Source organism: Actinoplanes sp. NPDC049548, assembly GCF_040676695.1.
Lineage (GTDB): Bacteria > Actinomycetota > Actinomycetes > Mycobacteriales > Micromonosporaceae > Actinoplanes.
This window is the reverse complement of sequence record NZ_JBFAPM010000003.1, coordinates 244,710-270,933: the sequence shown is the minus strand read 5'-3', so window position 1 is coordinate 270,933 and position 26,224 is coordinate 244,710. Positions and strand designations below refer to the sequence as shown.

Sequence of the window (26,224 nt, the reverse complement as noted above, 5' to 3'; positions counted from 1 at the left end):
TGCCGGAATCCGCTTGCGCCGTAGCCCCGCTGGGCGCGTCGGCCTCCTGAGTGACTTCCGGGTCGGCGGGTTCCTCCTCGACTGTCCACGACGTGCGCGCATCGGGTTCCTCAGAGGAAGCCTGGTCGCTCCCGGCGGCTTCGTCGTGCGGGGTCGCGGCGGGGACGGACTCGTTCCGCGGCGGTGCAGCGAGGGCGGCCTCGTCCTGTGGCGATGTAGCCGGGAAGGCCTCAGCGGAGACGCGTTCGTCGTTCGGGGAGCTACCTGGGACGGGCTCGTCGCGCGAGGGTCCAACGGGGACGCGTTCGTCGTGTACCGGCGCAACGGCGACAGGCTCGTCATGCGGAGGCGCGGAAGGAACCGGCGCCTCGACAGCCGGAGGCAGCGATACGGGTGCCGCGAACGCAGCGACCGCGGGCGACGAGGTCTCCTCCGGCGGGATCGCGGGTGTCACCGGCGCCGTTGGTGACACGGCCGGCCGCGGCTCGTAGGGATAGGTGGGCGGAGCCGCGCGGTAGAGCGCCGGCTGAGCGGACGTCGGCCGGACAACGGGTGGCACGGGCTGGACCGACATGGGACGCACAACCGGCGCAGGAGGCTGCTGCGCGGCAAGCGGCGGCGTCGGCGACACCGACTGCGACGGCACGATCCGCTCGGGCGGGGCGGGCCGCGACGACACGACAGGCTCCGATGCTGCCGGGGGAGTGGAGGTCGGCTGAGCCCAAGGCTGCGCCACCTGGGGAGCCGGGGTCGGCTGTGCCCATGACGGCGGAGTCGGTGTCGGCTGGGCCCACGACGGCGAAGCAGCGGCGGCGGGATGGGGCCGAGCCCACGACGGCGACGCAGGCTCCGGCTGAGCCGACGATGGCGCGGTGGACGGAGCCGGTGTCGGCGGGGCCCACGGCGACGCGTGCGATGCCGCAGCTGGCGACGGGTGCCCGGGGGCCGCGTAGGGCGGCGGAGGCAGCGGCTGGGTGGTCTCCGGACGCTGTCCGGCCGCCTGGGAAGGTTCAGGTTGCCGAACGGGATGAGAAGTGCGTCGCCCGTCCGGCACGGCCTGCAGCGGCGCCGGGAAGCGGGGATCCGTCGGCGGCTCGGCGCTGTGGCTTCCGCGGGCGGGTGCGGCGCGGCGCTCGTCCGGGGGCGAGGCCGGAAATGCCGGCTGGTGCGGGCCTGCGGGGTGACGCGGCTCCGGTTGGACCGAGAAGGGCGCGGCCTGCCGGTTCTCCGCCTGCGGTGAGAACGGCGAGTACCGGCCCTCCGGTCCCTGCGGAATGGACGGCAGGTCCGAGTGGGAAGGCCGCCCGGCCCGCGGAGGCTGCGCAGTATCCGGAGACCGCTCGAAGTGCGCAGCTTGGCCGGGGCGCGGCGACTGTCCGGCGTGCGGGGGTTGGCCGGGGCGCGGCGACTGTCCGGCGTGCGGAGGCGGGCCGGGGCGCGGTGACTGTCCGGCGTGCGGAGGCTGCCCGGCCCGCGGAGGCTGACCTGCACCCAGCGGCTGCTCGGCCCGGCGAGGCTGACCCGGCTGCACATGCTGGTCGGGGCCCGAGGACTGTCCCGAAGGGGCACCCTGACCGGGACGCGCGGGCTGGCCGGAGTGCGGAACCCGCCCCGGGTAGGGCTGGGCCGGATACGCCGCCCCGCGCTGAGACGCGGCCGGCTGCCCCGGATACGGCGGTGAGGGCGGACCCCCCGCGGGGCGCGGCGCGCCGAAGGGCGCTCCCGACCGCGGCGACTCCGGCTGCGAGCCTCGGGTTTCCGGCGGTGTCACCGGCCGGGAGTCCATCGGCGGCGCCCAGGCGGAGTCCGCCGGCATCGGCCGAGGCGTCCGGTAGGGCCCGTCGGGGGCGTCCGGTCGCTGGTCCTGCCAGGAATGATCCCGCCGCTCACTTCCCGGGAGACGGTCCGGCAACGGCACCGGCCGGTTCCATGACGGACCGGGCGTGTCCGACGGCCCGGTCCAGGAGGGAGGCCGCTGCGGCGGACGACTCACGGTGGCCCGGCCCGCGCCCGGGGAGACGGGTCGAGACGGTGTCGAGGAGCGGCCGGAAGCAGGCGACATCGGACGGCCCGACCCGGGCGCCCCGGACACCGGATGACCAGACCCGGACCCGGGATCGAACCCGGACCCGGGACGACCGGACCCGGGATCGAACCCGGACCCGGGACGACCGGACCCGGGCCCGGGCTGACCAGGTCCGAACCCGGGCTGACCAGGTCCGAACCCGGGCTGACCAGGTCCGAACCCGGGATGACCGGGACCGGACACGGAATGAGCAGGCCCGGGCGGCCCCGACACCGGATGACCGTGGGCAGGTGGCCCGGACACCGGATAGCCGGGCGCCGGCGGCCCGGAGACCGGATGACCGGGCGCGGGCGGTGCCGAGATCGGGTTACCAGGTCCGGGCGGGCCGGAAGCCTGGGCGATCGTCTTGAAGTCCGCGTCCCAGGAGGCCGCCGCTTCGGCTGCCGCGGCCGCGTCGTACACCGGGTGGTGGACCGCTCGGCGGCGGCCCGGGTCGCCCGGGTAGCGCTGGCCCGGCTGGGGTTCCCATTCCCAGGTGATCTCGTACACCCATGCCGGTTCGTCGTCCCAGCCGCCCGCGCCGAGGTGCGAGCTCCAGCCGTTCATCGGGCGCCCGGGAGGGGGCCGGATGCAGGGCTACGGTGCGTCACGACGGCTTTCCACCTTGTTCGGAAATTGCTCGTGGCAGGGCGGTACACCGGGGACTGTCGCCCGGCTCCACTGCGGGGTTGTGAGTGGAGATTAACGGCGGGGGTGGGCTCGACGCCAGGGTGCCTGTGATCTCTCCCCGCCGTCCGTTCCGGGACTTCGTCACTACGTTCGGTGCGCTTTCCTCGTCGGGTTTCCGGAGGCACGTGACCTACCGGCAGGCGACCTTAGCCGGATCGTCGGTGGAGATCGTCCGCGGGTTCCGTCGCTAGCGGTGTTCCATCACCAGCACGGCCCAGGTGCCGGGTTCGAGCGCCTCGTAGTGGTGCGGGACGTCTCCCGGGAACGCCACGTAGTCGCCGGGGCCGAGCTCGACGCGTTCGCCGGCCGGTCCTGCGCTGAGCCGTCCGGCGGCGACGACCACGTGCTCGACGCTGCCCGGGATGTGTGCCTCGGCCTCGCGGGGCTGTCCGGGTTCGAGCTCCATGACGTACAGGTCGCGCCGGGCGTGGGTGGAACCGGCGGCGAGCAGGCTGGCCGCGAAGTCGGCTTGGTCGGCCCGCAGCCGGGGTTTGTCGCCGGCCCTGATCACCCGTACGGACGGAGTCGGCGGCTCGACGAGTCGGCTGAACGGCACGCCGAGTGCGACGCCGAGCGACCAGAGCGTCTCGATGCTGGGGTTGCCGGTGCCGTTCTCGAGCTGGGACAGCGTGGACTTGGCCAGGCCGGCGCGCCGGGCGAGCTCGGCGAGGGAGATGCCGGCGCGCTCTCGTTCGCGGCGCAGGGCCGCGGCGATGGTGGCCAGGGGCGAGGCCGGCTGCGACATGTTCGCTCCGTCGGTCGATCCGTTCGGTTTGACGAACGAGGCGCTCGTCGTTCATTATTTTGAACCATGCGTACGCCACGCCGAACACCGGATCGCGCCCTGCTGCGGGACGCGGCCGCGATCGCCGCGGCGATGGTGGCGGTGGGTGCGTCCTTCGGTGCCATCGCGATCGCGTACGGGCTGCCGACCTGGGTCCCGTTCGTCATGTCGACGGTGGTGTTCGCGGGTGGGGCACAGTTCCTCGCCGTGGGGTTGATCGCGGCCGGCAACCCGCTGGCGGCGGTCTTCGCGGGACTGCTGCTCAACGCCCGGCACCTGCCGTTCGGGCTGGCGGTCGCCGCGACGGTCGGTGACCGGTGGCGGGACCGGCTGATCGGCAGCCATCTGATGACCGACGAGGTGGTGGCGTTCACCCTGCGCGAGCGCGACCCGGCCCGCCGCCGGCGCACCTACTGGCTGATCGGGGTCACGCTCTTCACCTCGTGGAACGCGGGGACGGCGCTGGGCGTCCTGCTCGGCGGGGCGACCGGTGACCCGGCGGCTCTGGGGCTCGACGCCGCCTTCCCGGCGGGGCTGATCGCCCTGATCCTGCCGTCCCTGCGCGACCGGGCGACGCGCACGGTGGCCCTCACCGGCGCGGCCCTGGCGGTGCTGGTGACGCCGGTGCTACCGGCAGGCCTGCCAGTGCTCTGCGCGCTGCTGGGTCTGTTCGCGCTGTTCGTGCCGCGCCGGCGTCGCGAGGAGCCGAGGAAGCTGGAGGAGGTCCCGTGCTGATCGCGTCGATCGTGGTGCTGGCCGTCGGTACGTACACGATGCGGCTGAGCGGTGTCCTGCTGCGCGACCGGCTCGAGCTCTCGGACCGCTTACAGCGCCTGCTTCCCATGGCCGCGACCACGCTGCTGGCGGCACTGGCGGCCACCGCCGCGCTGATGGAGGGCGCTGCCTTCGCGGGAGCGGCACGCCCGGCCGGGGTGGCCGTGGGCGCCCTGCTGGCCTGGCGCAAGGCCCCGTTCGTGGTGGTGGTGCTGGCCGCGGCGCTGACCGCCGCCCTCCTGCGCCTCGCCGGCGTGCCGTGAGCGGATCAGACCTTCTCGCCCAGCGCGACCTGGGGCTTCGGTACGCGCATGCGGCGGAAGGTGAGGGCACGCATCATGCCGTACAGGTAGAGCGAGCCCATCCGCTGCGTCGTCTTCGGGAAGCGCTCGGACACGAGCTTCTTGATCCGGCGCGAGATCAGGATGCTGTCGAGGACCACGGCGAACGCCAGGATCGCCCACAGCAGGTTGGCGGCGAGTCGCACCTGCATGGGCATCCCGCCCGTCGAGCCGATGAAGACGATGATGGCGCCGACGAAGAACCAGGTGCCGGCCGTGCGGCGGGAGTCCACGATGTTGCGGACGAGCGCGCGCTCGGGGCCGCGGTCGCGGGCCAGCAGGTAGCGCTCGTCGCCCGCCCGCATGCCGGCCGAGGCCTCGGCGCGTTCGGCCCGCTGCCGTTCGCGCATCTGCTTCATCGCCTCCCGGCGGTTCGCAGGGGCCTGCGCCGTGTCGTGCCGCCGCTGGACGCGCTGCCGTTTCGGGGTCTGGAGGCCGAGCTCCTTCTTCGACGGCGTGTAGCTCTTGGGCTTGGCCGTGGTCGGCTCGGACTCGGGCGTCACCTGCTCGACGGCATCGGCGACGAGATCAGCGGACTTGCGGCGAAACAGCGAGGGCACCCCAGCAGCGTAGCCAAGTGCGCAGCCAAAGCTGAAACCGCGTAGCCGAAGTGCCGCATAAGCGGACCGCGCCGCCGGTCGGGGTCGATCGGCGGCGCGGGTCGTGCGGTCGGCGAGGCTCAGAGGCGTTCGACGTGGGCGCCCAGGGCGGCCAGCTTGCTTTCGAAGTCCTCGTAGCCGCGGTTGATGAGGTCCACGCCGTACACCCGGGAGGTGCCCTCGGCGGCCAGGGCCGCGATGAGGTGGCTGAAGCCCGCCCGCAGGTCCGGGATGACCAGGTCGGCCGCGTGCAGCTTGCTGGGGCCGGCGATCACCGCGGAGTGCTTGAAGTTGCGGCGGCCGAAGCGGCACGGGGTGCCGCCGAGGCAGTCGCGGTAGACCTGGATGGTCGCCCCCATCGAGTTGAGGGCCTCGGTGTAGCCGAGGCGCTGCTCGTACACCGTCTCGTGCATGATCGACAGGCCCCGGGCCTGGGTCAGCGCGACGACGAGGGGCTGCTGCCAGTCGGTCATGAAGCCGGGGTGGACGTCCGTCTCCAGGGCCACGGCCTGCAGCTCGCCGCCCGGGTGCCAGAACTTGATGCCGCCCTCGACGCCGGTGACGCCGGGGCGGGACACCCGGGCGTCGGTGACCTCGAACTGACCGCCGATGGAGCGGAAGACGTTGAGGAACGTCATCATGTCGGCCTGCTGGGCGCCCAGCACCTCGATCTCGCCGCGGGTGGCGAGCGCGGCGGCGGCCCAGCTGGCGGCCTCGATGCGGTCCGGGATCGGCTTGTGGCTGTAGCCGTGCAGCTTCGGTACGCCCAGGATCTCGATGACCCGGTCGGTGTGCACCGTGATGATCGCGCCCATCTTCTGCAGCACGCAGATGAGGTCGATGATCTCCGGCTCGATGGCGGCGTTGCGCAGCTCGGTGACGCCCTCGGCGCGTACGGCGGTGAGCAGCACCTGCTCGGTCGCGCCGACGCTCGGGTACGGCAGCTCGAGCTTGGTGCCGTGCAGACCGTTGGGGGCCGTCAGGTGCATGCCCTCGGGGGTCTTGTCGACGACCGCGCCGAACTGCCGCAGCGCCTGGATGTGGAAGTCGATCGGGCGCGGGCCGATGTGGCAGCCGCCCAGATCGGGGATGAACGCGTGACCGAGGCGGTGCAGCAGGGGACCGCAGAACAGGATCGGGATCCGGGACGAGCCGGCGTGCACGTTGATCTCGTCGCTGCTGGCGCTCTCCACGTTCGTGGGGTCCATCACCAGCTCGCCGTCGTCGGCGCCGTCGGACACCTTGACGCCGTGCAGGCCGAGCAGGCCGCGGACGACCTCCACGTCGCGGATGCGCGGCACGTCGAAGAGACGGCTGGGTGACTCGCCCAGCAGGGCGGCCACCATGGCCTTGGAAACCAGGTTCTTGGCGCCACGGACCCGGATCTGCCCGTGCAGCGGCGCACCGCCGTGTACGGCCAGGACGTCGTCGGTCAACGCAACCTCCAGAGGCGGGCGTCCGGTGCACGCCCGAAGCGAGTGAGGGGAGCTGCAACGGGAGGGGGACCCGCGGCAGCCGCCGGGGAAGCATAGCCCTGCGTGACCATTCCAGAAATCATCACAACGCCCAGGCGGCACGAATTGCTGATGATTAAGGCAACAAAAAGGTACGGCAGAGCTGAGGGCTCAGCGGTAGTCACCCAGAGTGATGAAATTAGGGGAGGGCCAGCATCTGGTCGAGGGCGATGCGGGCGTACTTGGCGGTGTCCTCGTCGACCGTGATCTGGTTGGGCACGCGACCGGCCACGAGCTCCTCGAGCGCCCACACGAGGTGCGGGAGATCGATGCGGTTCATCGTGGAGCAGTAGCAGACGGTCCGGTCGAGGAACATGATCTGCTTGTCCGGGTGGGCCAGCGCCAGGCGGCGTACCAGGTTGAGCTCGGTGCCGACCGCCCAGGCCGAGCCGGCCGGCGCGGCCTCCAGGGCCTTGATGATGTACTCGGTGGAGCCGACCTGGTCGGCGGCCCGCACGACCTCGTGCCGGCACTCCGGGTGGACCAGGACGGTGACGCCGGGCACCCGCTCGCGGACCTCGCGGACGCTGTCGAGGGTGAAGCGCCCGTGCACCGAGCAGTGGCCGCGCCAGAGGATCATCTTGGCGTCGCGCAGCTGCTCGGGAGTGAGCCCGCCGTGCGGCTTGTGCGGGTCGTAGAGCACGCAGTCGTCGAGCGAGAAGCCCATCTCGAGCACCGCGGTGTTGCGGCCGAGGTGCTGGTCGGGCAGGAAGAACACCTTCTGGCCCTGCTCGAACGCCCAGGTCAGGGCCCGCTTGGCGTTGGACGAGGTGCAGACCACGCCGCCGTTGCGGCCGACGAAGCCCTTGATGTCGGCCGAGCTGTTCATGTACGTCACCGGGACGACGTCGTCCGCGATGCCCAGGTCGGTGAAGTGGTCCCAGGCCGTCTCGACCTGGCCCAGCACCGCCATGTCGGCCATCGAGCAACCGGCGGCGAGGTCGGGAAGCACCACCTTCTGGGCGTCGCCGGTCAGGATGTCGGCGCTCTCGGCCATGAAGTGCACGCCGCAGAACACGATGAACTCGGCGTCGGGCCGCGCGGCCGCCTCGCGGGCCAGCTTGAAGGAGTCGCCGGTGACGTCGGCGAACTGGATGACCTCGTCGCGCTGGTAGTGGTGGCCGAGCACGAAGACGCGGTCGCCGAGCGCGGCCTTGGCGGCGGTGGCCCGGGCGACCAGGTCGGGGTCGCTGGGCGCGGGCAGGTCGCCGGGGCAGTCGACGCCGCGCTCGCTGGCGGGGTCGGTGCCCTTGCCGAGCAGCAGCAGCGCGAGGGGGGTGTTCGCGGGTTCGGTCCAGGTCGACGTCACGCCAACCATGTTTCCACAACGTCGCCGCCCGTCAGCGCGGTCGATGCGGTGTTGTGGACCACTCAGCGGCGGCGGTTCTGCACCCGCGTCACCAGCTTGCGCAGCCGCGCCTGGTTCTCCGGCTTGGCGAGCTGACGCTGCCCCTCGCGGATCAACCGTTGTCCCTGGGGGCTGCGCAGGAACTTCTGCAGTCGCTGCATGAGAGTGGCCATGGTTCCAACGTTGCCAGGGGTGCCTGTGCGAAACCTGTACTTTCTCCTCGTGCGCGTACTCATCTGCCCGGACAAGTTCGCCGGAACGCTCACCGCCTCCGAGGTGGCGGCCGCGGTCGCCGAAGGGTGGCACGAGGCCGCCAAGGACGACGAGTGCGTGCTGCGCCCGCTGTCCGACGGCGGCCCCGGCTTCGTCGAGGTCCTGGGCGCGGCGCTGGACGGCCGGCGCATCCCCGTGGCCACCGTCGATCCGCTGGGCCGCCCGGCCCGGGGCGAGGTCCTCCTCGTGGGCACCACGGCCTACGTCGAGAGCGCCCAGGCCTGCGGCCTGCACCTGCTGACGAAGCAGGAGCGCAACCCCAACACCGCCACCTCGTACGGGCTGGGCCTGCTGCTCGCCGCCGCGGTGGAGGCGGGCGCGGCCGAGGTCGTCGTGGGCCTCGGTGGCTCCGCCGTCAACGACGCCGGTGCCGGAATGCTGGCCGCGCTGGGCGCCGGGCCCGTCGACGAGAGCGGGTACGCGCTGCCGTACGGGGGAGCGGTCCTGGGCGCCGCGGCCCGCCTCGAAGGTCCCCCGCAGCTGCGCCAGGTACGCCTGGTCGCCGCCACCGACGTCGACAACCCGCTGCTCGGCCTCCACGGCGCCAGCAACGTGTTCGGCCCGCAGAAGGGCGCGACCAGGGAGGACGTGCTGCGGCTGGACGCCGCCCTGGAGCACTTCACCGGCGTGCTGGAGCGGGCGTTCGGCCTCGAGGGCATCGCCGCGATGCCCGGCGCCGGTGCGGCCGGGGGGATCGGCGCCGCCCTGCTCGCGCTCGGCGGCCGGGTGGTGTCCGGTATCGGCCTGGTCACCGGCCTCACCGGTCTCGAGGAACAGCTCGACCGGGCGGACCTGGTGATCACGGGGGAGGGCTCCTTCGACCACCAGTCGCTGCGGGGCAAGGTGGTGGCCGGGATCGCGAACGGCGCCCGCGACCGGGGCCTGCCCTGCGTGGTCATCGCCGGGCGCAACGAGACCGGCTACCGCGAGGCCGCCAACGCGGGCGTGACCGAGACATACGCCCTGGTCCAGCACTTCGGCTCGGAGGAACGCGCGCTCGCCGAGCCGGCCCGGGGGCTGCGGGAGGTCGCGAGCCGCCTCGCCGGCCAGTGGAGCAGGTGAGGGCGGTGTCGGACATCTCGCCGCACCGAATTGGGAATATGCCCTGGGAGAGCTAGCGTTGGCCGGTACGGCACATCACCGGACCGGCAGGGAGAACCGCACGTGTCTACTGAAGCGCACACCGAGTCGACCGAGGCCGCCCAGGCCGCGCCGACCGGCGTCATTTTGACCGATGTCGCGGCGACCAAGGTCAAGGCCCTGATCGAGCAGGAAGGCCGCGACGACCTGCGCCTGCGCATCGCCGTGCAGCCCGGCGGCTGTTCCGGCCTGCGGTACCAGCTGTTCTTCGACGAGCGCTCGCTCGACGGGGACATCGTCAGCGACTTCGGCGGCGTCGAGGTCGTCGTCGACCGGATGAGCTCGCCCTACCTGGCCGGCGCCACGATCGACTTCGCCGACCGCATCGACGCGCAGGGCTTCACGATCGACAACCCGAACGCGCAGAACTCCTGCGCCTGCGGCGACTCCTTCCACTGAGCCGCCCCGCACGGACTTCGAGGGCCGTCCACCCCTGCCCGGGGTGGGCGGCCCTCGCCCGTGACGCGGGGATGTCCCCGGTGCGGACGGCCGGTAGGCTCCGGGGGTAATCGCACCCGACCCCCGAGGGCCGACATGAAGATCGCCGTCACCGGCTCGATCGCCACCGACCATCTGATGCACTTCCCCGGCAAGTTCGCCGAGCAGCTCATCGCCGACCAGCTCCACAAGGTCTCGCTCTCGTTCCTCGTCGACGACCTCGTGGTCCGCCGCGGCGGCGTGGCGTCGAACATCGCGTACGGCATGGGCAAGCTGGGCCTGCGGCCGATCCTGGTCGGGGCGGTCGGCGTCGACTTCGCCGACTACCGCTCGTGGCTCGAGCGGCACGGGGTCGACTGCGACTCGGTGCACGTCAGCGAGGTCGCGCACACCGCCCGCTTCGTGTGCACCACCGACGACGACCTGAACCAGATCGCGTCGTTCTACGCCGGGGCGATGTCCGAGGCCCGCAACATCGAGCTGGCCCCGGTGGCCGCCCGGGCCGGCGGTCTCGACCTGGTGCTGGTCAGCGCCAACGACCCGGCCGCGATGCTGCGCCACTCCCAGGAGTGCCGCGCCCGCGGCTTCGCCTTCGCCGCCGACCCGTCGCAGCAGCTCGCTCGCATGGACGGCAGCGACGTGATGGCGCTGATCGAGGGCGCGGAATACCTGCTGACCAACGACTACGAGCGCTCGCTGCTGGAGACCAAGGCCGGCCTGAGCGCCGACCAGGTCCTCGAGCACGTCAAGATCCGGGTCACCACGCTGGGCAAGGACGGTGTGGAGATCACGGGGCGCGGCATCGAGCGCATCCACGTACCGGTCGCGCGCGGCGTGGTGCCGGACGACCCGACCGGCGTCGGCGACGGCTTCCGGGCCGGCTTCTTCTCCGCCATCAGCTGGGGGATCGGCCTCGAGCGTGCCGCGCAGGTGGGCTCCCTCGTCGCCGCCCTGGTCCTGGAGACGGTCGGCCCGCAGGAGTACGACGTCCGGACCGACGAGTTCCTCAAGCGCCTCGCCGACTCGTACGGTGACGAGGCCGCCGCCGAGATCCAGCCGTACCTTCCCGCCTGACGATGGTCCTCGCCGTCTTCGCCGGGCTGCCAGGCGTGGGCAAGAGCACGCTCGCGCACAGAGTGGGGGCGGCGCTGCCCGCCGCCGTGCTCGCCGTCGACACCGTCGACTTCACCCTGCAGGCCTACGACGTCACCGAGCCCCGTCCCGGCTACGCCGCGTACGGGGTGGTGGCGGCGCTCGCCGAGACGCAGCTCACCATGGGCCACAGTGTGATCATCGACGCGGTCAACCCGGTGAAGGCGGCAAGGCAGCTGTGGATCGAGCTCGCCGAGCGCCTCGGCGTCCCGCTGCGGGTCGTCGAGGTGGTCTGCGGCGACGACGCCGAGCACCGCCGCCGGGTCGAGGCCCGGTTCGCGGCCCGCGCCCACGACGGCATCCCCGACTGGGTGCGGGTCCTCGAGCGGCAGGGCGAGTACGAGCCCTACCTGGGTCCCCGCCTGGTCGTCGACACGCACCTGGCACAGGACCCGGTCGGGCCGGTCGTCGACTACCTCAGCTGAGCCGGCGCACGTCGTAGGCGTCCGGGGCCGGGCTGCCGACGTACTCCTGGCCCTTCATCCGGCACCAGGCCGGGATGTCGTTGGCCGCCGCCGGATCGTCGGCCAGGACCCGCACCACCTCGCCGACCGGCACGGTCGGCATCCGCTTCGCCAGGTCGATGACCGGCAGCGGGCAGCGCCGGCCGCGGGAGTCCACCTCGATCACATCCCCGCCTCCTTCCGGATCTCCTCGACCACCCCGGGCAGCACCGCCAGGAACCGGTCGATGTCGGCCTCGGTGGTGCCCCGGTGCAGGGAGACCCGCACATTGCCGTGGCTGAGCACCCCCATCGCCTCGAGCACGTGACTGGGCCGCAGCGTCGACGCCGTGCAGGAGCTGCCGGACGACACCGCGAAGCCGTGCCGGTCCAGGGCGTGCAGCAGCGCCTCGCCGTCGGCGTACAGGCAGGAGAACGTCACGAGATGCGGCAGTCGGTTCACCGGGTCGCCGACGATCTCGACGTCGGGCACGGTCGCCGCGACGGTCGCCCGGATGCGGTCGACCAGGGCGGACAGGCGTACGGCCTCGGTCTGCGCCTCGGCCAGCACGGCCCGCAGGCTCGCCGCGGCCGCGACCACCGCGGGCAGGTTCAGCGCGCCCTGGGGGCGCGGTCTGTGAAGATCATCACCAGGGTACGGGGACAGCCAGCGCGTGCCCTTACGAACCACCAGCAGCCCCACCCCGGGCGGCCCGCCCCACTTGCGCGCGCTGGCGGTGAGCAGGGACCAACCCGGCGGCACCGGCGCGTGCCCGACCGACTGGGCGGCGTCCACGTGCAGCGGCACCCCGGCCTCCGCGCAGGCCTCCGCGGCTGCGGCGACCGGTTGGACCGTGCCGACCTCGTGACTGGCGCTGATCAAGCTCGCCAGGGCCACGCCCGGACGGGACACCGCGTCCCGCCAGGCGTCCACGTCGAGGCGGCCCAGACGATCCACACCGACCTCCGCCGACGTGCCGTGCCGGGCCGCCGCGTGCAGCACCGAGGAGTGCTCGATCGCCGAGTGGACGAACGTCTGACCAGCTCGGACACGTCCGGCGAGGCCACCCAGGACGGCGGCGTGCACCGCGGCCGTACCCGAGGAGACGAAGGTCAGCTCGTCCGGGCGTACCCCCAGGGACTGCGCCGCGGCGGCCGTCGCCGCCTCCCTCAGCTGCTGGGCCCGCCGGCCCGCGGCGTAGAGCCGGTCCGGATCGGCCCAACCGTCGTCCAGGGCGGCGACCAGCGCCTGCCGGGCCACCGGGTGCATCGGTGCCGTTCCGGCCGCGTCCAGGTAGGCGGGCGCACCAGCTTGTTCCGCCGTGTATTCCACCTCCGGAACGGTATCGTCCACAGAATCGGGGGTATGCACGCCCAAGTGAAGATCCGACCCCCGGTAACCGGACACCCGGGCCAGGTCGAGTAGTGTGCGACCGTCGGTGACACCTTGCCGCCGGTGTCCGGATTCACTGCACCGGGCGGTGCTCTAGGGAGGCAGGAGCAGGTGGTCTCAAGGAGTTCGGTCGCACGACCCCGCGTCGTTCGGCTCGCCGGGCTCGGTGTCGGCGGTGCCATGCTGCTGGCCCTGCTGTCCGGCTGTTCCGCCAACGCGATCGGCGACAAGCTGGGCGGCTTCGGCTGGCCCCGCCACGGCATCACGCTGCAGGCCCACAAGATGTACGACATGTGGATCGCGTCCACCATCGCGGCCCTGGTCGTCGGGTTCTTCGTGTGGGGCCTGATCTTCTGGTGCGTGATCCGCTACCGCAAGCGCGGCGACAACCTGCCCGTGCAGACGCGGTTCAACATGCCGATGGAGGTCCTCTACACGGTCACTCCCGTGCTGATCGTGGCGGTGCTCTTCTACTACACCGCGATCGTGCAGACCGATGTGGACAAGCTCTCGGCCAAGCCGGACCAGACCGTCGAGGTCGTCGCGTTCAAGTGGAACTGGCAGTTCAACTACCGTGACGCGCCCGGCGAGGACGCGAAGACGGTGGCCTCCACGCTGGGCTCCAGCGACGTCATCCCGCTGCTCGTGCTGCCCACCGGCCGCAAGATCCGCTTCGAGGAGACCAGCCGCGACGTCATCCACTCGTTCTGGGTGCCCGAGATGCTGTTCAAGCGGGACGTCTTCCCCGGCAGTGTGCGCAACACCTTCGAGGTCACGCTCGACCGCGAAGGCCGGTACGTCGGCCGCTGCGCCGAGCTCTGCGGCACGTATCACGCCTTCATGCAGTTCGAGCTCGTGGTGGTCTCGCCGGAGCGGTTCGACCAGTTCCTCAAGGCCAAGCAGGGCGGCGCCAGCACCCAGGACGCGATGGGCGCGATCGGCTACACCGGCGACGAGCGTTTCGCCGTGACGACGCGCCCGTTCGACACGCGCCGCCAGGGCCACTCGTGGAACCAGTCCGGCGACACCCGCAGCGCACAGAAGTAGGGGAACCGAGTTGAGGACCGAATACAAGATCTTCGCGGGCGTCTCCGCCTTCCTCTTCGGCGCCGCGATCGTCTACGGCTTCTACACCCGGGGCACCGGCGTCCACACCGAGTGGGTCGGCACGGTGGCGCTCATCCTGTCCGGCCTGCTGTGCGCGATGTGCGGTGGCTTCTTCTGGTTCGTCGCCCGGCGCATCGACCTGCGCCCGGAGGACCGCGAGGACGGCGAGATCGCCGAGGGCGCCGGCGAGATCGGCTTCTTCAGCCCCGGCAGCTACTGGCCCTTCGGCCTGGCGCTGGCCGCGGCGTTCGCCGCCATGGGCCTGGTGTTCTGGCAGCTGTGGATGATCGGTGGCGGCCTGGTGATGGTGATCTTCGCCGCGTGCGGGCTGCTGTTCGAGTACTACTCGGGTAGCCGGCACCCCGCCGAGCACTGACCCGGCGACTGTCGTCGAAAGGCCCGCACCATCGGTGCGGGCCTTTTCCATGGGCTGAGGGCCCCGCTCCGGGGCGAAGACTGCCGACGCCGGACCCGTGGGACGGTGTGGCGTTCAGCGCCCTGAACGAGTCCTCAGGGGGTTGCCGGCGCTCAGGCGGCGCGGCGCTGCAGCGGGGCGACGCGGTCGCCGCTAGGGCGCAACCAGACCCGGATCTCCAGTGGGGCCAGGATCTCCGCGGCGCCGCAGCGGGTGCAGACCAGCTCGGGGCAGTCCTTGTCGTGCCCGTCGCCGCACGGCGGGACCTCGAACGGCATCTCCGCGTCGCAGATGATGCAGCGCAGCTCTCGTTCCTCCACGGGTGGCTCCTCTTCGTCGGAAGGTGGAATTACCCGAATGTCATTCAAACGTTGTCACGGGTTGGCCGGACAGCGGTGGACGCGCCCCGGCGTGTTGGGACAAAAGCCGGTCACACTTGCGGCGCGGCTTGATGCGGCTCGGGCGCGCTTAGCGGGGCCGCTCGCTCTGCTTATGCCGTCTCGGCGGCTTTGGCGGCCTTCGCGGCTTCGACCCAGCGGCCCAGCAGGGCGGTGGCCGCGCCCGAGTCGACGGTCTCCGCGGCCCGGGCGATGCCGGCCCGCATGGCGTCCGCGAAGTCGCCCGGGAACCTGGCGTGAGCCGCGAACGCCGCCGCCGCGTTGACCAGCACCGCATCGCGGATCGGCCCGCTCTCCCCGGCGAACGTCCGCAGCGCCGCATCGGCGTTGAAAGCCGCGTCGCCGCCACGCAGGTCGCCGGGGTTGCTGCGCGGGATGCCGAAGTCGACGGCGTCCACCACCGACTCGGTGACCGTGCCGTCCTTGACCATCCACACCCGGGTCGGCGCGGCCGTGGTGAACTCGTCCAGGCCGTCCTCGCCGCGCATGACCAGCGCCGAGTCGCCGCGGCGGGCGAAGACCTCGGCCATCACCGGGGCCATGCGCGGGTCGAAGCAGCCGACCGCGGCGGTGCGGGGGCGGGCCGGGTTGGTGAGCGGGCCCAGCACGTTGAAGAACGTGGGGTGGCCCAGCTCACGCCGGGTCACCGCGGCGTGGCGCATGCCGGGGTGGAAGCGGGCGGCGAAGCAGAAGCCGATGCCGGCCTCGGCCACCGTGCGGGCCACGCCCGCCGGGCCCAGATCGAGCGGGATGCCGAAGTGCTCGAGCAGGTCGGCGGTGCCGCAGGCCGAGGAGGCCGCGCGGTTGCCGTGCTTGACCACCTTGACGCCGGCGGCGGCCACGATGATCGCCGCCATCGTGGAGATGTTCACCGTGTGGGCCCGGTCGCCGCCGGTGCCCACCACGTCGACCGCGTCGGCGCGTACCTCGTCCGGGAGGTCCACGACGGTGGCGTTGGCGAGCATCGCCTCGACCAGGCCGGAGAGCTCGGCCGGGGTCTCGCCCTTGGCCCGCAGCGCCACGGCGAAGCCCGCCACCTGGACCGGCGTGGCGTTGCCCGCCATGATCTCGCCCATCGCCCAGGCGGTGTCCTGCGCCGGCAGCTCCTCGCCCCGCAGCAGGGCGCTCAGCAGATCGGGCCAGGTAGGTGCGCCCATGGGGGCCTCCGGGGGGCGAGGGGGTACGTGCGGGGAAGGTGAGCCGTCAGCCCAGCGTGCCGAGGGTGCCCAGCGGAACCGCGCCGTTGCGGCGGGCCCGGAGCATGCCGGCGATGGTCTGGCCCGTGGTCACCGGGTCGAGCGGGTAGACGAGCGTCTGGTCGACCTGGGCGAACGCCGCCAGCCAGCGGTCGGCCGCGCGGGCGATCACCACGCAGGTGGGCGGGGGGTCCGCGTACTCGTCCTTGGTCTGGCGGGCGATGCCGAGGCCGCCGGCGGGGGAGGCCTCGCCGTCGAGGACCATCAGGTCGATCTCGTAGTCGTCGAGCAGGCGCCGGCACTCCTCCCAGGTGGAGGCGTCGACGAACTCGACCGACAGGTCGGCCGCGGGGCGTACGCCGATCGCCAGCCGGATCTTGTCCCGGACCTTGATGTCGTCGCTGTACAGCAGGACCGTGTACTTGTCCGGCTCGCGCTTGGTGACGTCGCTCATGATTACGCCTTTAGTCCGGTCATGGGTGGTGGGTGGGGCGGTCGGATGGGCCTTTGATCCGGTCATGGGTGGTGGGTGGGGCGGTCGGATGGGCCGGGTTCCCACGCTCGTAGGTGCTTGCTGATCGTACCCAACCGGTCATTCGCCGTCGGGCCGTGGGCGTACCGTCGGGATCTCGGTTGTGATCTTGGTCGCGGCCGGCCGGGCCGCGGCGCGTTCCTCGGCCTCCGCCCGGTCCAGGGCGCGGTCGATCCGCTTGGCCTCGCGCTCCGACTGCTTGATCCACTGCAGCACCAGGATGCCGAGCATCGTGACGCTGACGATCTCGCCGCCGGCCCACAGGATGCCCCCGGCCGTGACCTGGTCGTCGAAGGGGTCCATCCAGCTGAGGTGCAGGTTCGGGTACCAGTCGCCGCCGAGCAGGGTCTTGCTCTGCATGATCGTCAGGCCCAGGACCGTGTGGAACGGCACGGACAGCACCATGAGCAGGGCGCGTGCCGGGTACGGCCACCGGTTGGGCAGCGGGTCGAGCCCCAGCAGCGGCCAGAAGAACAGGCATCCGGTCACGATGAAGTGGGCGTGGACGAGCTCGTGCAGCCAGGCGTGCTCGAGCGTCGACCGGTACACGCCGGTGAAGTAGAGGACGAACGGGTTCGCGATGAACAGCCCGAACGCCACCAGCGGAAACGTCACCACGCCCACCACCCGGCTGTGCAGGACGGCGAGCAGGGTCTTGCGGTGGTGCACCGGCAGGGTGCGCAGGGCCAGCGTGACCGGCGCGCCCAGGGCCAGGAAGATCGGTCCCACCATGGACAGCACCATGTGTTGCACCATGTGCACGCTGATCAGCGTCGTGTCGTACGCCTCGATCCCGGTGACCGTGACGGCTGCGATCGATCCGAGGCCGCCCGCCAGGAAGGCCACCGTGCGCCCCGCGGGCCAGTGGTCGCCGCGCTGCTTCAGCCGGTGCACGCCGTACAGGTAGGCGGCCGCGGCGATGAGCAGGAACAGGGCGATCAGGCTGGTCAGCCGGATGTCGGTGAAGATCCGGGCGACGCTGAACGGCGGCGGGACAGTATCCCCCGCCGCGGCGGCGAAGAGGGGCGTTTCGGCGAGCTGCACCATTCGAGGCTAGGCCCATCCCGGGGGCCGGGCCGTCACCGGGCGCCGACACATGCCGGATTAGGCCCCCCGCGACATGTTCAGGTGATCGCGGGGCAATAATGAGCCCGTGACAGCGGCAGCCATCGACAAGAGCCGGATCCACTCGCTGACCCGACCCAACATGGTCAGCGTCGGGACCATCGTGTGGCTCTCCAGCGAACTCATGTTCTTCGCGGCGTTGTTCGCGATGTACTTCGCGATCCGCGCGGCGGACTACAGCATGTGGGAAGAGCACACCGAGGTCCTGAACATCCCGTACGCGACGACGTTCACGGTGATCCTCGTGCTGTCCTCGGTCACCTGCCAGCTCGGCGTGTTCGCGGCGGAGAAGGGTGACGTGTTCGCGCTGCGGCGCTGGTTCACCATCACCTTCGTCATGGGCCTGATCTTCGTGCTCGGCCAGGCGAACGAGTACCGCAACCTGGTCGCCGAGGGCGTCAAGATCAACGGCGACGGCTACGGGTCGATGTTCTACCTGACGACCGGGTTCCACGGCCTGCACGTCACGGGCGGTCTCATCGCCTTCATCGTCTACATGATCCGCACCACCATGGGCCGGTTCACGCCGGCGCAGGCGACCTCGGCGATCGTCGTGTCGTACTACTGGCACTTCGTCGACATCGTCTGGATCGCGCTGTTCGCCATGATCTATTGGCTGCAGTAAGTACGCCGCCGTCCGTGAGTTTCAAGGTCAAGACCCAGAGGGACACAGCCCATGACTTCTGACACCCCCGCCGGACGGCGTCTCCGGGTGTTCAACCGGCGGCGGTCCGCGCCCAGCCGGGCGCGGCGGCGCCTCGGCGCGGCGGTCCGCATGCTCGCCGCGCTCGCGCTCGCCGGCGGCGTCTACACCGCCTTCGCCCCGGGCGCGTCCGCCGAGGACACCCGCCAGCTGTCCACCGCCGCCCAGGAGGGCAAGGCGCTCTTCGACAACAGCTGCATCACCTGCCACGGCCGCAACGCCGAGGGTGTCGAGGGCCGCGGTCCGAGCCTCATCGGCGTCGGCTCCGCCTCGGTGGAGTTCCAGGTCGGTACCGGCCGCATGCCGATGACCCGGCAGGAGGCGCAGGCCGAGCAGAAGCCGCCGCAGTTCGACGAGGCGCAGACCAAGCAGCTGGGCCAGTACATCCAGGAGCTCGGGGGCGGTCCCCAGATCCCCAGCGGCGAGCTGACGGACGACCTGAAGCAGAACCCCGACGCGCTGGCCAAGGGCGGTCAGCTCTTCCGGAAGAACTGCACCTCCTGCCACCAGTACACGGGTGCCGGCGGTGCGCTCTCGTCCGGCAAGTACGCGCCGGCCCTGCACGACGCCACCGAGCAGGAGATCTACGCGGCGATGCTGACCGGCCCGCAGAACATGCCGGTCTTCGGGGACAACGAGATCACCCCGGACGAGAAGCGCGAGATCATCACGTACGTCAAGTACCAGCTCCAGGACGAGAAGGACCCGGGCGGCCTGTTCAACCTCGGCGGATACGGCCCGGTCACCGAGGGCCTGGCCATCTTCCTGGTGGGCATCACGGTCCTGGTGTTCACGGCGCTGTGGATTGCGGGGAAGTCATGACCGTTACGAAGCACGGGGCGCACGGGTCCGGCACCGAGCCGGTCGACGTCAACGACCCCCGGCTGTCCCGCTTCGACATCGTGCGCGAGGGCGCCCGGCGCGACGACATCGAGATCGTCACGTACGAGTCGCAGTTCGAGGGAACGAACTCCAAGGCGGAGAAGCGCATCGTGCGCAACATCGCCCTGCTGTTCATCATCTCCGGGCTGGCCGCCGCGGCGTTCGTCGTCTTCTACATCGTGTGGCCGTTCGAGTTCGAGCTCGGCATCGGGCGCAGCGACTACTACACCCCGATCCTGGGCATCACGCTCGGCATCTCGCTGTTCGCGCTCGGCCTGGCGATCCTGGCCTGGGCCAAGAAGCTGCTGCCGCACGAGGTCTCGATCCAGGACCGGCACAACAGCCCGTCCAGCGACGACGACCGGCTGATCGCCGGGCAGACCCTGGCGTACGTCGCCGACGAGCTGGGCGTGCAGCGCCGGCCGCTGCTCAAGGGTGCGATCGCGCTCGGCATGGCACCGCTGGGTGTCGCCGCGGCGGCGCCGCTCATCGGCGGGCTGATCGAGAACCCGCACAAGGACCCGCAGCCGATGATGTTCCACACCGGCTTCGACCCGGTGCCGAACAACGGCAAGCCGGTGCGGCTCACCCGCGAGGACGGTTCCCCGATCCGGCCCTCCGACGTCAGCGTCGGCGGTCAGATCACGGTGTTCCCCGGGGTTCCGGGCGGCGCCACCAACCAGTACGCGGACTCGCCGACCCTGCTCATCCACCTGCGCGCGGACGACGCGGCCAAGGCCCGCCTGGCCATCGAGTCCGACCCGGTGAACAAGGGCGTGATGTACGGCAACTACGTCGCGTACTCGAAGATCTGCACCCACGCCGGCTGCCCCGCCAGCCTGTACGAGCAGCAGACCAACCGCCTGCTCTGCCCGTGCCACCAGTCGCAGTTCCTGATCATCGACAACGCCCGTCCGATCTTCGGTCCGGCCAGCCGCCGCCTGCCCGCCCTGCCTCTCGAGGTGGACGCGGAGGGCTACTTCGTGGCAGCGTCTGACTACCGGGAGACCATCGGACCCGACTTCTGGGAGCGGCCATGAAGCGCCGAAAGCTGGACCTAGCGCAGGTCCCCGCTGCCGTCGGCAAGGGAGTTGACGACCGTTTCCAGGCCGCCACCCCGCTGCGGGGCCTGCTGAACAAGGTCTTCCCCGACCACTGGTCGTTCCTGCTGGGCGAGATCGCGCTGTTCTCGTTCATCGTGCTGCTGCTCAGCGGGGTGTTCCTGACCCTCTTCTTCGACCCGTCGATGAAGGAGGTCGCCTACGACGGCCCGTACGCCGCACTGCGCGGCGTCGAGATGTCGGCGGCGTACGAGTCCTCGCTGCGCCTGTCGTTCGAGGTCCGCGGCGGCCTCTTCATGCGGCAGATGCACCACTGGGCGGCGCTGCTGTTCATGGCGTCGATCGTCGTGCACATGGCGCGCATCTTCTTCACCGGCGCATTCCGCAAGCCGCGTGAGGCCAACTGGGCGATCGGCGTCGCGCTGTTCCTGCTCGGCTTCCTCGCCGGCTTCACCGGCTACTCGCTCCCCGACGACGGCCTCTCCGGCACGGGCCTGCGCATCGCTTCGGCGATCATGCTGTCCATCCCGGTCGTCGGCTCCTGGCTCTCGTCCTCGGTCTTCGGCGGTGAGTTCCCCGGCGAGCTGATCATCGGCCGCTTCTACATCGCGCACGTCCTGCTCATCCCGGGCGGCCTGCTCGCGCTGATCAGCGTCCACCTGGGCCTGGTCTTCAAGCAGAAGCACACCCAGTGGCCGGGCCCCATGCGGACCAACGACAACGTCGTGGGCGAGCGGATGTTCCCGCGCTACGCGCTCAAGCAGGGCGGCTTCTTCATGGCCGTCTTCGGCGTGATCGCGCTGATGGCCGGCCTGTTCCAGATCAACCCGATCTGGCTCTTCGGGCCGTACCTCGCCTCCGAGGTCTCCGCGGCGAGCCAGCCGGACTGGTACGTCATGTTCATGGACGGCCTGGTCCGCCTCATGCCGGCCTGGCAGATCGACATCCCGATCGGCGACGGCTACGTGATCCCGCCGCTGTTCTGGCCCGCGGTCGTCGGCCTCGGTGCGCTCACGACGGTCCCGATGTTCTACCCGTTCATCGAGGCCCGGCGCCTGAAGGACACGCGGTCGCATCACCTGCTCCAGCGGCCCCGCGACGCACCCGAGCGCACCGGCGTGGGCGCGATGGCCTTCACGTTCTTCATCGTCGCCACGCTCTCCGGCGGCAACGACGTGATCGCCGACAAGTTCCACATCAGTCTCAACGCGATGACCTGGGCGGGCCGCATGGGCCTGGTGATCCTGCCGCCGCTGGCGTACTACATCTCCGTGCGCATCTGCCTGGGCCTGCAGCAGCACGACCGCGAGGTCCTCGCCCACGGTGCGGAGACCGGCATCATCAAGCGCCTGCCCGACGGCCGGTTCGTGGAGGTCCACCAGCCGCTCGGCCCGGTCGACGATCACGGCCACCCGCTGCCGCTGGACTACGCGGGCTGGGTCGTCCCGAAGAAGATGAACCGCCTCGGCGCCCTGGCGCCCGCGGTGAAGGGCTTTTTCTTCCCGGTCGAGAAGCCGGTCGAGGCGCCGGTGTCCCCGGCGGTCGGGCCGCTGACCAGCCGGGAAGACCGCGAGGAGATCACGTCCGGCCGCTGAGCCGAAGCATCGCTGAGCAAAAGAAAGGGGCCCCCTCGGGGGGCCCCTTTCTTTTGCGGATGCAGGCCTGCTCAGCCGCTGAATGACAGGGCGTGGCCGCCCGCCGCATGATCGAGGATGAGCCGGCGGACACGACGCTGGATCGGGATGGCCTGGGGCACTTCCTGTGCGCCCGCCGAGCGGCACTACAGCCGGAGGACGTCGGGCTGCGCCGGCGCACCAGTGGCCTGCGCCGGGAGGAGGCCGCGGAGCTGTGCGACATGTCCGCCGACCACCTCGCACGGCTCGAGCGCGGCAGCGGCTCCCAGCCGTCTGAGCAGATGGTCGCGGCCATCGCCCGCGGGCTGCGCCTCACCCCGGACGAACTCGACCATCTTTTCCTGCTCTCCGGGCACCGCCTGCTGGCCCGGCACCTCCGCGGCGAGCACGTCAGCCCCGGCCTCATGCGCGTGATGGACCGGCCATGCTCGCAGTGCGACGTACCGTTGGTTCACCGATCCCGAGGCCCGCGACCGCTACCTTGCCGAGGACCACGACCTGCACAGCAGGGTCAATGTGGCGCTTCTGCGGACGGCCGCCACCGCGCAGGGCCCACGCTCGCCGGCCGCAGCGATCGTCTCCGCCCTGCACCGCGCCAGCGAGGAGTTCACGGCGCTGTGGGACCGCCAGGAGGTCGGCGTGAGCTGGAGTGCCCGCCGGCCTCAGTCGGCGTCGGGGAGGCCGATCGCGAAGGCGTCCTCGAGGTCGTGCTTCGAGTACGCCCGGAACGCGATGTGCGACTCCGTGTTGAGCACGCCCGGCGTCTTCGAGATCCGCCCGGCGATCACCTCGGCGATGTCGTCGAACTTCGGGACCCGCACGATCGCGATGAGGTCCACGTTCCCGGCGACGGAGTAGACCTCGCTGACCCCGGGCAGCGCGGCCAGCGCCTCGGCGACCTCCGGGATCGAGTCGGTGGCGCAGTCGATGTGCACGATCGCGGTGTTCAAGGAAGCTCCCTCGGGTCGGCGTCGGTTCATGCTAACGATCGCCGGCGGCGGCCCGGGATCAGCTTGCGGGTGTCGGTGCCGGCACGGTCATGTCGGTGCCGGCCCGGATGACGTCGGTCAGGTTCTCGCCGGCTGCCACGCGGGCTCCCGGCCAGATCACGCAGCCGCTCACCCGGCCCTCGACCACGGCTCCGGCACCGATCACCGAACCGTCGGCGTGCCCGGTGACCGTCGCCGCCGGATCGACGAGGCTGCCGCCGGCCGCGTGCAGGTTTGCCGCGAGGTACGTGGCCGGGGTGCCCGTGTCGATGTAGACGCCCTCGTACGGGATCAGCTCCAGGTCACCCGCGGCTTCCGCCGGCCGCCACACCGTACGGACGAGGTCGGAGAACTCCGGGGCGAGGTCGCGCACGTAGCGCCACGGCAGCAGCGAGAAGCCCGCGAAGCGGCGCCCGCTGAAGCCGCCCGTGTCGCCCGGGGGGACGGGCTTGGTCAGCATGCGCACGGTGTCGCCGTTCCAGCCGTCGAGCAGGGCGGCGATGTCCTTGCCGGGCTCCCGCTGCGGGTCGGCCAGGTAGGCGTCGGCGTTGCCGACCAGCGCGCCCCGGCCGTCGATCCAGCCGCGGAGCCGGCCGACGCCGCCCGACGTGCCCAGCGGCCCGTCCGGTTCGTGCGAGACCTGGGCGCGCTCCCCGACGTGGGCGATGACCTGGTCGGCGAGATACGCGGCGTTGACCGCCACGCGGGACGGTCCGCTGAGGCCGAGCCCGGCCACCCGTGCCAGGGCCCGGTCGAGCAGCGCGACGTTCGCGACGGGACAGAGGGCCTTCGGTACGAGCGTCGTCAGCGGCCGCAGCCGTTGCCCCTCGCCCGCGGCGAGGATGAGGGCGGCGACGGAGGTGCCGCTCACGACGCCTGCCGGGTGGCGTGCGGGCCGATGCCGTAGACGCCGAGGACGAGGGACGTGTTCGGGGTCAGGGGCGGGAGGTCGTCGAGCGGGAACCAGTTCGCCTCGAGCACCTCGCCGCCGTCCACGACCAGGTCGGTGGTGGACGCGGGCACCGTACCCATGAAGATGGTGTCCACCCAGCCCTTGGGGTGGACGATGGCGTTCGGGACCGCCGGTGTGAGGTCGGACGGGTCGATGACGACACCGGACTCCTCGCGAAGCTCGCGGGCGGCGCCGACGGCCGGGGACTCGGCCTTCTTGAGCAGGCCGGCGGGCAGGCCCCAGCCGCGGCCCGGCGGCTGGCGCAGCAGCAGGAGGCGCCCGGGCTCGTCCGCCTCGGCGTCGCGCACGATGCAGACCGCACCGACCAGGTATTTCGGGACGATGAGCCGCACGATCCGCCGGCGCACCCGGTGCGGCAGCCGGTAGAACGCCTGATATGCGGCGCCGCGCAGTCGCCGAGGGATTTTCACGCCACCAGGCTAGCGGGACTGCGCCCGGGGCCGTGCCGGGGTCAGTCCGGGTGGTCGACCAGGGCGATGAGCTGCTCCACCACCTGGTCCGGCTCGAGGTTGCGCTCGGTGACCGCCACGAGCATCGTCTCGAGGTCCGGGTAGCCGAGCTCCTCCGCGAGCCGGCGCAGCGGCACCTCGCTCGCCAGTCCCCGGTCGTGCTTGCGCAGCGTCAGGCCGATGGTCGCGCGGCCGAGGCGGACCTTGTCGGCGATGCTGATGCCCGGCGCGTTCTCCTCCGCGAAGTAGCGGTTGATCTGCATCTGGGCCTGCGTCGACTTGACGAAGCCCAGCCACTCCTTGCGCGGGCCGCGCGGGGCGATGTTGGGCTCGACCTCGACGTGCCCGTCGGTCTCGGTGAAGATCTCCACCACGTCGCCGTCGCGGAGCTGGGAGCTGAGCGGTGCCAGGCGGCCGTTGATCGTCGCGGCGAGCGTCTGGTCGCCCTTGTCGGGATTCAGCTCGTACGCGAGGTCGACCGGAGTCGACCCGGCCGGCAGCTCGATGGTGCGGCCCTTGGCGAAGACGGTGATCTGGGCCTCGGCCAGGTCGCAGCGCAGCGAGTCGAGGAACTGGCCCGCATCCGTCGTGTCCTGCTCCCAGTCGAGCACCCGCTTGAGCCAGGTCAGCTGGTCGGTGCCGGGCGCCGTCTCGGAATCCGACTTCGGGTAGCGGTAGCCGGTGGCGACGCCGTACTCGGCGCAGCGGTGCATCGAGACCGTCCGGATCAGCACCTCGACCAGGCGGCCTTCCGGGCCGGTGACCGTCGTGTGCAGGGACCGGTAGAGGTTGTTCTTCGGGGAGGCGATGAAGTCCTTGAAACGGCCGGCCACCGGGCGCCAGTGGCCGTGGATCGCGCCGAGCGCCGCGTAACAGTCGGTCTCCGGGCCGTCGACCACGACGACGATGCGAGGCAGGTCGAACGGTACGGAGTGGCCGCCGGCGACCGTGTCCTTCCAGATCGAGTAGTAGTGCCGGGGCCGCGGCTTCACGTCGGCGCTGACCCGCAGGCGGCGCAGCGCCCGCTGGGCCTGCGCGGACACGGACTGCAGGTATTCGTCCCAGCCGGGCCTGTTCTTCACGTGCTCGTCGATGCGGGCGTACGACTCCGGCTCCAGGTGGTAGAGCACCACGTCGTCGAGGTCGCGCTTGAGGGCCTGGATGCCGAGCCGGTCGCAGAGGGGGACGAGCACGTCCAGCGTGGCCGTCGCGATGCGGGCGCGGGAGGCAGGGGAGCGGGCATCCAGGGTGCGCATGTTGTGCAGCCGGTCGGCCAGCTTGATCACCAGCACCCGGACGTCCTTGCCGGCCGCGACGATCATCTTGCGGATGGTCTCCGCCTCGGCGGCCTTGCCGTAGAACGCCTTGTCGAACTTGGTCACGCCGTCGACGAGGTGGGTCACCTCGGGGCCGAAGTCGCCGTGCAGCGTCTCCAGGGTGTAGCTGGTGTCCTCGACGGTGTCGTGCAGCAGCGCCGCCACCAGCGTGGTGGTGTCCATCCCCAGCTCGGCGCAGATCTGCGCGACCGCGAGCGGGTGGGTGATGTACGGGTCGCCGCTCTTGCGGAACTGGCCCCGGTGCATGTTCTCGGCGACGGCGTAGCTGCGGCGCAGGATGCCGGCGTCGGCGGACGGGTGGATCGCGCGGTGGGTCCGGGTCAGCGTGGTGACCGGGTCGTCGTCGTTGCCCTGGAAGCTGAGGAACGACTTCAGCCGCTGCGACAGCGGCGCAGGAAGGGCACGTCCAAGGGCGGCGCCGTGGCCGGCGTCGACGTCCACTCGGACACCCCCTCACCGATCGACCGCAC

Annotated in this window: 28 protein-coding genes and 2 pseudogenes; 15 read left to right on the top strand and 15 right to left on the bottom strand. The window is 71.4% G+C overall.

The features are described from left to right. Positions 1 to 572 precede the first annotated feature (572 nt). Positions 573 to 719, top strand: a complete 147-nt coding sequence (locus AB0J80_RS08445) for a hypothetical protein (protein WP_364701888.1) — start codon at positions 573 to 575, stop codon at positions 717 to 719. A 2,223-nt stretch (positions 720 to 2,942) separates the two neighbouring features. Here AB0J80_RS08445 and AB0J80_RS08440 read toward each other — a convergent pair. Next, positions 2,943 to 3,500 (bottom strand): XRE family transcriptional regulator, encoded by a 558-nt coding sequence (locus AB0J80_RS08440; protein WP_364701885.1) that lies wholly within the window; start codon positions 3,498 to 3,500, stop codon positions 2,943 to 2,945. 66 nt (positions 3,501 to 3,566) lie between these two features. Here AB0J80_RS08440 and AB0J80_RS08435 point away from each other — a divergent pair, with 66 nt between their 5' ends. Further along, positions 3,567 to 4,274, top strand: a complete 708-nt coding sequence (locus AB0J80_RS08435) for an AzlC family ABC transporter permease (protein WP_364701882.1) — start codon at positions 3,567 to 3,569, stop codon at positions 4,272 to 4,274. Continuing rightward, on the top strand, positions 4,268 to 4,576 hold the full coding sequence (locus AB0J80_RS08430; RefSeq protein ID WP_364701879.1) for an AzlD domain-containing protein: 309 nt from the start codon (positions 4,268 to 4,270) through the stop codon (positions 4,574 to 4,576). Before AB0J80_RS08435 ends, AB0J80_RS08430 begins: the two co-directional genes overlap by 7 nt. Positions 4,577 to 4,581: 5 nt before the next feature. On the opposite strand, the gene AB0J80_RS08425 is transcribed toward AB0J80_RS08430, so the two are convergent. The 4 genes from AB0J80_RS08425 to AB0J80_RS08410 all read right to left on the bottom strand — a co-directional run bounded on the left by AB0J80_RS08425 (position 4,582) and on the right by AB0J80_RS08410 (position 8,288). Beyond that, complete coding sequence (locus AB0J80_RS08425; protein ID WP_364701876.1) at positions 4,582 to 5,214, bottom strand: DUF3043 domain-containing protein; 633 nt, start codon at positions 5,212 to 5,214, stop codon at positions 4,582 to 4,584. 119 nt (positions 5,215 to 5,333) lie between these two features. Then, positions 5,334 to 6,689 (bottom strand): UDP-N-acetylglucosamine 1-carboxyvinyltransferase, encoded by a 1,356-nt coding sequence (gene murA / locus AB0J80_RS08420; protein WP_364701873.1) that lies wholly within the window; start codon positions 6,687 to 6,689, stop codon positions 5,334 to 5,336. A gap of 217 nt (positions 6,690 to 6,906) precedes the next feature. Beyond that, a complete protein-coding gene (gene nadA / locus AB0J80_RS08415; protein ID WP_364701871.1) occupies positions 6,907 to 8,085 on the bottom strand; it encodes a quinolinate synthase NadA in 1,179 nt (392 codons plus the stop codon). Between the two features lie 53 nt (positions 8,086 to 8,138). Further along, positions 8,139 to 8,288, bottom strand: coding sequence for a hypothetical protein (locus AB0J80_RS08410; protein WP_364701868.1), 150 nt, complete (start codon positions 8,286 to 8,288; stop codon positions 8,139 to 8,141). On the opposite strand from AB0J80_RS08410, the gene AB0J80_RS08405 reads away from it, so the two are divergent. The 4 genes from AB0J80_RS08405 (at position 8,287) to AB0J80_RS08390 (ending at position 11,543) form a co-directional block, all read left to right on the top strand. Further along, positions 8,287 to 9,450: a glycerate kinase gene (locus AB0J80_RS08405; protein ID WP_364701865.1), complete on the top strand. Its 1,164-nt coding sequence runs from the start codon at positions 8,287 to 8,289 to the stop codon at positions 9,448 to 9,450. The two genes, AB0J80_RS08410 and AB0J80_RS08405, sit on opposite strands and share 2 nt — an antisense overlap. A 102-nt stretch (positions 9,451 to 9,552) precedes the next feature. After that, positions 9,553 to 9,927: an iron-sulfur cluster insertion protein ErpA gene (erpA, locus tag AB0J80_RS08400; protein ID WP_364701862.1), complete on the top strand. Its 375-nt coding sequence runs from the start codon at positions 9,553 to 9,555 to the stop codon at positions 9,925 to 9,927. Between the two features lie 135 nt (positions 9,928 to 10,062). After that, complete coding sequence (locus AB0J80_RS08395) at positions 10,063 to 11,040, top strand: carbohydrate kinase family protein (protein ID WP_364701860.1); 978 nt, start codon at positions 10,063 to 10,065, stop codon at positions 11,038 to 11,040. A gap of 2 nt (positions 11,041 to 11,042) precedes the next feature. Continuing rightward, positions 11,043 to 11,543 carry an ATP-binding protein gene (locus AB0J80_RS08390; RefSeq protein WP_364701857.1) on the top strand — a complete coding sequence of 167 codons (501 nt, stop codon included), beginning with the start codon at positions 11,043 to 11,045 and terminating at the stop codon, positions 11,541 to 11,543. Here the strand turns inward: AB0J80_RS08390 and AB0J80_RS08385 are convergent. Both AB0J80_RS08385 and AB0J80_RS08380 read right to left on the bottom strand, forming a co-directional pair. Then, complete coding sequence (locus AB0J80_RS08385) at positions 11,536 to 11,748, bottom strand: sulfurtransferase TusA family protein (protein ID WP_364701854.1); 213 nt, start codon at positions 11,746 to 11,748, stop codon at positions 11,536 to 11,538. The genes AB0J80_RS08390 and AB0J80_RS08385 overlap by 8 nt on opposite strands. After that, entirely contained in the window at positions 11,745 to 12,893 is a 1,149-nt protein-coding gene (locus tag AB0J80_RS08380) for an aminotransferase class V-fold PLP-dependent enzyme (protein ID WP_364701851.1), read from the bottom strand. Before AB0J80_RS08380 ends, AB0J80_RS08385 begins: the two co-directional genes overlap by 4 nt. A gap of 240 nt (positions 12,894 to 13,133) precedes the next feature. Between AB0J80_RS08380 and coxB the strand changes: the two genes are divergently transcribed. Both coxB and AB0J80_RS08370 read left to right on the top strand, forming a co-directional pair. Next, the gene (coxB, locus tag AB0J80_RS08375; protein ID WP_364702619.1) at positions 13,134 to 14,000 is read left to right on the top strand and encodes a cytochrome c oxidase subunit II; all 867 of its coding nucleotides are present in this window, start codon (positions 13,134 to 13,136) and stop codon (positions 13,998 to 14,000) included. 10 nt (positions 14,001 to 14,010) lie between these two features. After that, positions 14,011 to 14,436 (top strand): cytochrome c oxidase subunit 4, encoded by a 426-nt coding sequence (locus AB0J80_RS08370; RefSeq protein ID WP_364701848.1) that lies wholly within the window; start codon positions 14,011 to 14,013, stop codon positions 14,434 to 14,436. A gap of 152 nt (positions 14,437 to 14,588) precedes the next feature. Here AB0J80_RS08370 and AB0J80_RS08365 read toward each other — a convergent pair whose 3' ends face one another. From AB0J80_RS08365 to AB0J80_RS08350, 4 genes are all read right to left on the bottom strand, one after another. Continuing rightward, positions 14,589 to 14,795: a hypothetical protein gene (locus AB0J80_RS08365; protein ID WP_364701845.1), complete on the bottom strand. Its 207-nt coding sequence runs from the start codon at positions 14,793 to 14,795 to the stop codon at positions 14,589 to 14,591. Between the two features lie 170 nt (positions 14,796 to 14,965). Continuing rightward, positions 14,966 to 16,030, bottom strand: coding sequence for an anthranilate phosphoribosyltransferase (gene trpD, locus AB0J80_RS08360; protein WP_364701843.1), 1,065 nt, complete (start codon positions 16,028 to 16,030; stop codon positions 14,966 to 14,968). Between the two features lie 46 nt (positions 16,031 to 16,076). Beyond that, the gene (locus tag AB0J80_RS08355) at positions 16,077 to 16,523 is read right to left on the bottom strand and encodes a hypothetical protein (RefSeq protein ID WP_364701840.1); all 447 of its coding nucleotides are present in this window, start codon (positions 16,521 to 16,523) and stop codon (positions 16,077 to 16,079) included. A gap of 138 nt (positions 16,524 to 16,661) precedes the next feature. Next, positions 16,662 to 17,648 carry a cytochrome c oxidase assembly protein gene (locus AB0J80_RS08350; RefSeq protein WP_364701838.1) on the bottom strand — a complete coding sequence of 329 codons (987 nt, stop codon included), beginning with the start codon at positions 17,646 to 17,648 and terminating at the stop codon, positions 16,662 to 16,664. Between the two features lie 106 nt (positions 17,649 to 17,754). Here AB0J80_RS08350 and AB0J80_RS08345 point away from each other — a divergent pair, with 106 nt between their 5' ends. The 6 genes and pseudogenes from AB0J80_RS08345 to AB0J80_RS08320 form a co-directional block, all read left to right on the top strand. Then, complete coding sequence (locus AB0J80_RS08345; RefSeq protein WP_364701835.1) at positions 17,755 to 18,351, top strand: heme-copper oxidase subunit III; 597 nt, start codon at positions 17,755 to 17,757, stop codon at positions 18,349 to 18,351. 51 nt (positions 18,352 to 18,402) lie between these two features. Next, positions 18,403 to 19,251: a c-type cytochrome gene (locus tag AB0J80_RS08340; protein WP_364701833.1), complete on the top strand. Its 849-nt coding sequence runs from the start codon at positions 18,403 to 18,405 to the stop codon at positions 19,249 to 19,251. Beyond that, positions 19,248 to 20,351, top strand: a complete 1,104-nt coding sequence (locus tag AB0J80_RS08335; RefSeq protein WP_364701831.1) for a Rieske 2Fe-2S domain-containing protein — start codon at positions 19,248 to 19,250, stop codon at positions 20,349 to 20,351. Before AB0J80_RS08340 ends, AB0J80_RS08335 begins: the two co-directional genes overlap by 4 nt. Beyond that, positions 20,348 to 21,967: a ubiquinol-cytochrome c reductase cytochrome b subunit gene (locus tag AB0J80_RS08330; protein ID WP_364701828.1), complete on the top strand. Its 1,620-nt coding sequence runs from the start codon at positions 20,348 to 20,350 to the stop codon at positions 21,965 to 21,967. The genes AB0J80_RS08335 and AB0J80_RS08330 overlap by 4 nt, the downstream gene beginning before the upstream one ends. A gap of 107 nt (positions 21,968 to 22,074) precedes the next feature. Beyond that, positions 22,075 to 22,284: pseudogene (locus tag AB0J80_RS08325) on the top strand (helix-turn-helix transcriptional regulator); the annotation flags it as partial. Between the two features lie 202 nt (positions 22,285 to 22,486). Further along, positions 22,487 to 22,594, top strand: a pseudogene (locus tag AB0J80_RS08320) (hypothetical protein); the annotation flags it as partial. A gap of 74 nt (positions 22,595 to 22,668) precedes the next feature. On the opposite strand, the gene AB0J80_RS08315 reads toward AB0J80_RS08320, so the two are convergent. Genes AB0J80_RS08315 through AB0J80_RS08300 form a run of 4 tightly spaced genes read right to left on the bottom strand, consistent with a single transcriptional unit; the run spans position 22,669 to position 26,195 of the window. After that, a complete protein-coding gene (locus tag AB0J80_RS08315; RefSeq protein ID WP_364701825.1) occupies positions 22,669 to 22,956 on the bottom strand; it encodes an Lrp/AsnC ligand binding domain-containing protein in 288 nt (95 codons plus the stop codon). Between the two features lie 58 nt (positions 22,957 to 23,014). After that, positions 23,015 to 23,866, bottom strand: coding sequence for an NTP transferase domain-containing protein (locus AB0J80_RS08310; protein WP_364701823.1), 852 nt, complete (start codon positions 23,864 to 23,866; stop codon positions 23,015 to 23,017). Continuing rightward, positions 23,863 to 24,378, bottom strand: a complete 516-nt coding sequence (locus tag AB0J80_RS08305) for an NUDIX domain-containing protein (protein WP_364701820.1) — start codon at positions 24,376 to 24,378, stop codon at positions 23,863 to 23,865. Before AB0J80_RS08305 ends, AB0J80_RS08310 begins: the two co-directional genes overlap by 4 nt. Positions 24,379 to 24,419: 41 nt before the next feature. Continuing rightward, positions 24,420 to 26,195 carry an HD domain-containing protein gene (locus tag AB0J80_RS08300; protein ID WP_364701818.1) on the bottom strand — a complete coding sequence of 592 codons (1,776 nt, stop codon included), beginning with the start codon at positions 26,193 to 26,195 and terminating at the stop codon, positions 24,420 to 24,422. Positions 26,196 to 26,224: the final 29 nt, after the last annotated feature.